General features: G+C 75.0%; 5 protein-coding genes and 1 pseudogene. 3 read left to right on the forward strand and 3 right to left on the reverse strand.

All coding sequences use genetic code 11. The features are described 5' to 3' along the window. Nucleotides 1-192: pseudogene (locus ACFWGZ_RS39835) on the forward strand (hypothetical protein); the annotation flags it as partial. On the opposite strand, the gene ACFWGZ_RS39840 reads toward ACFWGZ_RS39835, so the two are convergent. Beyond that, the gene (locus ACFWGZ_RS39840) at nt 189-1,142 is read right to left on the reverse strand and encodes a threonine/serine dehydratase (RefSeq protein ID WP_382456774.1); all 954 of its coding nucleotides are present in this window, start codon (nt 1,140-1,142) and stop codon (nt 189-191) included. The pseudogene ACFWGZ_RS39835 and the gene ACFWGZ_RS39840 overlap by 4 nt on opposite strands. Nucleotides 1,143-1,162: 20 nt before the next feature. After that, entirely contained in the window at nt 1,163-1,888 is a 726-nt protein-coding gene (locus ACFWGZ_RS39845; RefSeq protein ID WP_382456775.1) for an SDR family oxidoreductase, read from the reverse strand. Between the two features lie 77 nt (nt 1,889-1,965). On the opposite strand from ACFWGZ_RS39845, the gene ACFWGZ_RS39850 reads away from it, so the two are divergent. Both ACFWGZ_RS39850 and ACFWGZ_RS39855 read left to right on the forward strand, forming a co-directional pair. Next, nucleotides 1,966-2,832: a LysR family transcriptional regulator gene (locus tag ACFWGZ_RS39850; RefSeq protein ID WP_382456776.1), complete on the forward strand. Its 867-nt coding sequence runs from the start codon at nt 1,966-1,968 to the stop codon at nt 2,830-2,832. A gap of 10 nt (nt 2,833-2,842) precedes the next feature. Beyond that, the gene (locus ACFWGZ_RS39855; protein ID WP_382456777.1) at nt 2,843-3,634 is read left to right on the forward strand and encodes an MBL fold metallo-hydrolase; all 792 of its coding nucleotides are present in this window, start codon (nt 2,843-2,845) and stop codon (nt 3,632-3,634) included. Here the strand turns inward: ACFWGZ_RS39855 and ACFWGZ_RS39860 are convergent. Then, a complete protein-coding gene (locus ACFWGZ_RS39860; RefSeq protein ID WP_382456778.1) occupies nt 3,618-4,175 on the reverse strand; it encodes a TetR/AcrR family transcriptional regulator in 558 nt (185 codons plus the stop codon). The genes ACFWGZ_RS39855 and ACFWGZ_RS39860 overlap by 17 nt on opposite strands. Nucleotides 4,176-4,233: the final 58 nt, after the last annotated feature.

Consider the following 4,233-nt stretch of genomic DNA (forward strand, 5'->3'; position numbering starts at 1 on the left):
GGCCTGGGGCTCGGCGCCGCACCGCAGGCGGCCCTCGCCACGTACCCGGACTTCTTCCGCGAGCACTTCGGCCTGCCGGAGAACCGGCTGGTCGTCGCGGGCGTGTCGGTCGGCTACCCGGACGTCGCGCACCCGGTGAACTCGTTCCGCACGAGCCGCGGCGACGCGGCCGTCACCTTCCACGCGGACTAGGCGGCCCAGCGCACCACGTCCTCGACAACCGCGTTCCCGCCGCACAGCACGAGACCGAGGCGTGCGCCCGGACCGACGCGGCCGAGCACGGCCCGTGCCGCCGGCACCAGGCACCCGGCGGCGGGCTCCGCCCACACCTTCTGCGCGTGGGCCAGCGTCAGCGATCCCTGCGCGGCCTCGGCGTCGGTCACCACCAGGACGTCCTCCAGCAACGCGACGGCGTGGTCGTAGGTCAGCTGCGACACGTGGGGCGCCGCGAGAGTGGAGACGACCGACGTCGGCGTGAAGTCCACCGGGCCGCCCGCCGCCAGTGCCCGGCGCAGCGCATCGGCGCCCTCGACCTCCACGCCCCACACGCGGACACCGGGCACGAGCGCGTGGAACGCCGTGGCGACGCCCGCGGCGAACCCTCCGCCGCCGACGCTCACCAGCACGTCGGTGACGTCCGGGGCGTCCTCGGCGAACTCCAGGCCCGCGGTGCCCTGCCCGGCCACCACGACCTCGTCGTCGTAGGGGTGGACAAGCGTCGCGCCCGCCGCCACCAGGTCGTTCATCAGCCCGAACGCCGCCGCGAGGCCGTCGGTGAGGCGCACGTCCGCTCCCGAGGCCCGTGCCAGCTCCACCGAACGCGCGGGTGCGGTCGACGGCATCACGACGGTCGCGGCGACTCCGAGCTCGTGCGCGGCGTCGGCCAGGGCGATGCCGTGGTTGCCGCCGCTGACGCCGACCACGCCCGCCGCCCGCGCCTCGCCGGACAGGGAGAGGATCTTCGCGAACGCGCCGCGCGCCTTGAAGGACCCGCTGCGCTGCAACAGTTCCAGCTTCACCGCCGTCGGCACGCCCAGCAGCGCGGACAGGCCGGGGGAGCGCAGGGCCGGCGTGCGCAGCACCCGCCCGTCGATCATCCCGGCCGCGCTCCGGACGTCGTCGATGGTCAGCAGTTCCGCCATGCCGCCAGACTAGGCGCCGCTCACCAGGGCACGACGCCGCCGTCGTCGAAGAACCCGCCGCGCGGCCCGTCGTCGGGCAGGGTGGCCAACCGGATCGCGATCGCGGCGCCCTCGTCGGCCGTGCGCGGCGAGGCGAAGCCGGTGAAGTCGGTGGCGACGTAGCCGGGGCAGGCGGCGTTGACGAGGACGTTCGTGCCCGCGAGCTCGCGGGCGTACTGGGCGGTGATGCTGTTGAGCAGCGACTTCGACGGCGCGTAGGCCGCGAGCTGCGGCCCGGTCTGCAGGGCCAGCGAGCCCATGTTGCTCGACATGTTGACGATGCGCGGCGCGTCGGAGCGGCGCAGCAGCGGGAGCACCGCGTTCGTCACGCGCACGACACCGAACACGTTGGTGTCCAGCACCGTGCGGAGCACGTCGAGGTCCAGAGTGGACGGGTTCTGCACACCGCCGTCCATCGGGCCGGAGATGCCCGCGTTGTTGACGAGCACGTCGAGGCGCCCGGTCTGCTGCTCGACGGCCTTGGCGGCCGCGGCGGCGCTGTCGTCGGAGGTGACGTCGAGGGCGACGCCGAACGCGTCCGCCCCCGCGAGACGCAGTCGTTCCACGGCCTCGTCGCGGCGGGCCGTGTCGCGGGCGCCCACCGCCACGGTGAACCCGATCGCCCCGAGCCCGCGGGCGATGGCGAACCCGATTCCCTTGTTCGCGCCGGTGACCAGCGCGGTCTTCTTCTCGTTCACGCCCTCCATGCTCGGCGGGACCCGCGCGGACGTCCAAGATCGTTCGGGTGGGCTGTGATACCCCGCGGGTATTAGGCTGCGCAACCGTGGCCGACCTCGAGACGCGCGAGCTCCGGTACTTCGTCGCCGTGGCGGAGGAGCTCCACTTCGGACGCGCGGCCGACCGGCTCGGGATCGCGCAGCCGCCGCTGTCCCGGGCGATCCGGCAGCTCGAGCACCGGCTCGGCGTGCGGCTCCTCGACCGCGACCGCCGGGGCGTGGCGCTCACCGGCGCGGGCGAGGTCCTGCTGCACGAGGCGCGGCGGGCGCTCGACGCCGTCGCGGCGGCCGCGCGCCGGACGCGCCGCGCGGGGGACGCCAGCCGGCCGCTGGTGCTCGTCACGAAGGCGGGCGCGTCCCTCGAACTGCTGCAACGGCTCCTCGACGCGGTCGCGGCCGAACCCGAGCCGGTGCCCGTCGAGGTGCTGCTGTGCGAGGTCGGCGAGCAGGCGGGGCTGCTGCGGGACGGCAGCGCGGACGTGGCGGTCGTGCACCGGCCCTACGACGACCTCGCGGGCTTCGACACCGAGGACCTGTTCGTCGAGGGCCAGGTCGCGATCCTGCCCGCGGGCCACCCGCTCGCCGCCCGCGAGGCGCTCACGCTCGCCGACGTCCAGGACGTGCCCGGCCTGCCGATCGCCCGGTGGCCGCGGCTCGACGGCACCTACCCGGACGGGCCGGGCCCCGAGGTGCGCACCCAGTCGAAGCTCGCCCAGCTCGTGGCGCTCGGCAAGACCCTGCTCGTCATCCCCGCCTCCAGCCGCGCCTGGCAGTGGCCGCAGCACGTCGCCGTGCCCGTGACCGACGCGCCGGACGTCACGACCGTGCTCGCGTGGCAGCCCGCCAACCGGTCTCGCGCGGTCGCGTCGTTCGTGCGGACGGCGACGAGCCTGTCCCCGATCGGCCCCACCTGACAGGAGTCCCGTGCGCAAGACCGCCGAAAGCCCGCTCCACGCGTCGTTCGAGTTCGGCGGCCTGGAGGTCGTCGCGCTGCGGGACGGGTACCTCGACCTGCCGCCGTCGCGGCTGTGCTTCCCGGACGGCCTCGGTCCCGCGCCGGCGACGGTCGGCGGGCTGCTCCGCCTGTCCGTCAACGCCTTCCTCGTCGACGACGGCACGCGGCGGGTGCTCGTGGACACGGGCGCGTCGACCAGCTGGCACCCCACGATGGGCAGGCTGCTGGACGGCCTGGCCGAGGCCCGCGTCGACCGGGGGAGCATCACCGACGTCGCCATCACCCACGCGCACCTGGACCACCTCAACGGGCTCGTCGCCCCGGACGGAACGGATGCTTTCCCCGCGCTGGAACGGGTTTTCCTCGGGGCGGGCGACGAGGGCCGCCTCTCGGAGAACCTCGCCCGGTTCCGCGACCGCGCGGTCCTCGTGACCGGACCGCTGGCCGTGACCCCGTGGATGACGGCGCTGCCCACGCCCGGACACACACCGGGCCACACCGTGTACGACGTGCGGTCCGAGGCCGGTCATCTCCTCGTCTGGGGTGACACGGTCCACGTGCCGTCGGTGCAGTTCGCGCGCCCGGAGGTGACCTGGGAGCTGGACGCGGACCAGGACCTCGCCCGCGCCGCACGGCTCGAGCTCCTCGCCCGCCTGGCCGCGCCGGGGCACTTCGTGGCGGGTGCCCACCTCGACTGGCCGGGGATCGGCAGGGTCGAGGCGCGGGACCGGGGCTACGCGCTGGTCACCGACCCGGGCTGATCCCCGCCACCGCCACGGCGAACAGCCGCTCCGCCGCGGCGGCCGGGTCGCGGTGCTGCTCGGTGGCCATCGAGATGCCGACGATCAGCGTGACCAGCTCGACGACCGTGACGTCCGCCGCCACCGCGCCGTCGGCGATCGCGTGGCGCAGCAACGGTTCCGCGGCCTCGCCGATGACCGTCGCGCACGAGTTGCCGTGCACGGGGTCGGCCTCGTAGGACAGCGCGGTCGCGAGCCCGCGCGCCGTGACGCAGTAGCCGACGAGGTCGGCGAGCCAGGTGAGCAGCGCGTCCCGGCTGTCGCCGGACCCGGCCAGCTCGCCCGCCCGGACGCACAGGGCGTCGACCCGCTGCCGCGACACGGCTTCCAGCAACGCCTGCCGGGTGGGGAAGTGGCGGCGCACCGTCGCCGACCCGACCCCGGCGACGCGCGCGATCTGCTCGAGCGACGCGCCCGCGCCGTGCTCGGCCACCTCGCGCTCGGCGACGGCCAGGATCCGCCCGTGGTTGCGCCGGGCGTCGGCGCGCTGGCTCTCGGTCATGCCACCCTCGTGGTTGATAAACGGCGGGGCCCGCCATATCGTAGCGGACACAGAAACC

Source organism: Lentzea sp. NPDC060358, assembly GCF_042725365.1.
In the GTDB taxonomy this organism is placed as follows: domain Bacteria; phylum Actinomycetota; class Actinomycetes; order Mycobacteriales; family Pseudonocardiaceae; genus Lentzea.